This window comes from Pseudomonas sp. Sample_9, from assembly GCF_004307535.1.
GTDB lineage: Bacteria > Pseudomonadota > Gammaproteobacteria > Pseudomonadales > Pseudomonadaceae > Aquipseudomonas > Aquipseudomonas mercuritolerans.
Map to the genome: position 1 here is coordinate 23,345 of NZ_RAZO01000321.1, position 2,206 is coordinate 25,550.

At 63.6% G+C, this 2,206-nt stretch carries 2 protein-coding genes; both read left to right on the forward strand.

All coding sequences use genetic code 11. The features are described from left to right. Positions 1-1,500: glycolate oxidase subunit GlcD (glcD, locus tag D6877_RS18005; protein ID WP_130911646.1), on the forward strand; the 1,500-nt coding region annotated here is incomplete at its 5' end. Next, a partial coding sequence (gene glcE, locus D6877_RS18010) for a glycolate oxidase subunit GlcE (RefSeq protein ID WP_130911650.1) occupies positions 1,500-2,206 on the forward strand: 707 nt, incomplete at its 3' end. The genes glcD and glcE, both read left to right, overlap by 1 nt.

Here is a 2,206-nt window from a genome sequence, read left to right on the forward strand (position 1 = left end):
ATGAACATCCTTTACGACGAACGCCTCGACGGTCCGTTGCCCGAGGTGAACAAGGGCGAATTGCTCAAGGCTCTGCAACACGCCCTGCCGGACCTGGACATCCTCTGGCGCGAAGATGAACTCAAACCCTACGAATGCGACGGCCTCTCCGCCTACCGCACCACGCCAATGCTGGTGGCCCTGCCCCGGCGTCTGGAGCAAGTGCAAACCCTGCTGAAACTCTGCCATCAGAACAACGTGCCCGTGGTCGCGCGGGGTGCCGGTACGGGATTGTCCGGCGGCGCCCTGCCACTGGAAAAGGGCCTGTTGCTGGTGATGGCGCGGTTCAACAGCATCCTGCACATCGACCCCGCTGCACGTATCGCGCGGGTTCAGCCGGGGGTGCGCAATCTTGCTATCTCCCAGGCGGCGGCCCCATTCGGCCTGTATTACGCGCCGGATCCGTCATCGCAGATCGCCTGTTCGATCGGCGGTAACGTCGCGGAAAACGCTGGCGGCGTGCATTGCCTCAAGTACGGCCTGACCGTGCACAACGTGCTGAAAATCGAAGTGCTGACCATCGAGGGCGAACGTCTTACGCTGGGCTCCGAGGCGCTTGATTCAGCCGGTTTTGACCTGCTCGCCTTGTTCACCGGCTCCGAAGGCCTGCTGGGGATCATCACCGAAGTCACGGTGAAGTTATTGCCCAAACCGCAAGTCGCCAAGGTCCTGCTCGGCAGTTTCGACTCAGTGGAAAAGGCCGGCCACGCGGTTGCCGAAATCATCGCTGCCGGGATCATTCCGGGTGGTCTGGAAATGATGGACAACCTGGCCATCCGCGCCGCCGAAGACTTCATCCACGCCGGCTATCCGGTCGACGCCGAGGCGATTCTGCTGTGCGAACTCGACGGTGTCGAAGCCGACGTGCACGACGATTGCCAGCGCGTACGGGAAGTCATGACAGCGGCCGGCGCCACCGAGGTGCGCCAGGCCCAGGACGAAGCCGAGCGCGTGCGTTTCTGGGCCGGGCGCAAAAATGCGTTTCCGGCGATAGGTCGATTGTCGCCCGATTATTACTGCATGGACGGCACCATCCCGCGCCGCGAATTGCCCGCTGTGCTGCAAGGCATCTCGCGTCTTGGCGAAGAATATGGCTTGCGCGTGGCCAACGTGTTCCATGCCGGCGACGGCAACATGCATCCGCTGATCCTGTTTGATGCCAACCAGCCGGGGGAGCTGCATCGCGCCGAGGCACTGGGCGGCAAGATCCTCGAACTGTGCGTGAAGGTCGGCGGCAGCATCACTGGCGAGCACGGCGTCGGTCGCGAGAAAATCAATCAGATGTGCGCGCAGTTCAACAACGACGAGTTATTGCTGTTTCATGCGGTGAAAGCCGCGTTCGATCCGCAGGGTTTGCTCAATCCTGGCAAGAACATTCCGACCCTGCATCGCTGCGCCGAATTCGGCGCGATGCACATTCACGCCGGGCAACTGCCCTTCCCCGAGCTGGAGCGATTCTGATGGCTGATTTCGATGCCGCCAACGCCCTGCTCGATCAGGTCAACGCCGCGCGGGCCAATGCCACGCCGCTGAAGATTCAGGGCGGCAACAGCAAGGCCTTTCTCGGCCGCGAGGTGGCCGGCGAAGTGCTCGACACCCGTGCTCATCGCGGCATCGTTCAGTACGACCCGACGGAGCTGGTGGTCACGGTGCGCGCCGGTACGCCGTTGTCCGAGCTGCTCGCGGCGGTGGATGACGCCGGGCAAATGTTGCCCTGCGAACCGCCATCCTTTGCCGACAGCGCCACGGTCGGCGGCATGGTCGCCGCAGGGTTGTCCGGGCCACGCCGGCCGTGGTCCGGCTCGGTACGCGACTTCGTTCTCGGCACGCGGGTGATCACCGGCCTCGGTCAACATCTGCGCTTCGGTGGCGAAGTGATGAAAAACGTCGCCGGCTATGACCTGTCGCGGCTGATGGCCGGCAGTTTCGGTTGCCTCGGCGTGCTAACCGAAGTGTCGCTGAAAGTCCTGCCGAAACCGCGCCAGTGCCTGAGCATTCGCCTTGATATCGACTGCGCTCGGGCCTTGAGCAAACTTGCCGAATGGGGCCAGCAACCGCTGCCGATCAGCGCCGCGTGCCACGATGGCCGGAGCCTGTACCTGCGCCTGGAAGGTGGCGAAGGTTCGGTGACGGCGGCGCATCAACGCCTCGGCGGCGAGCCGCTGGA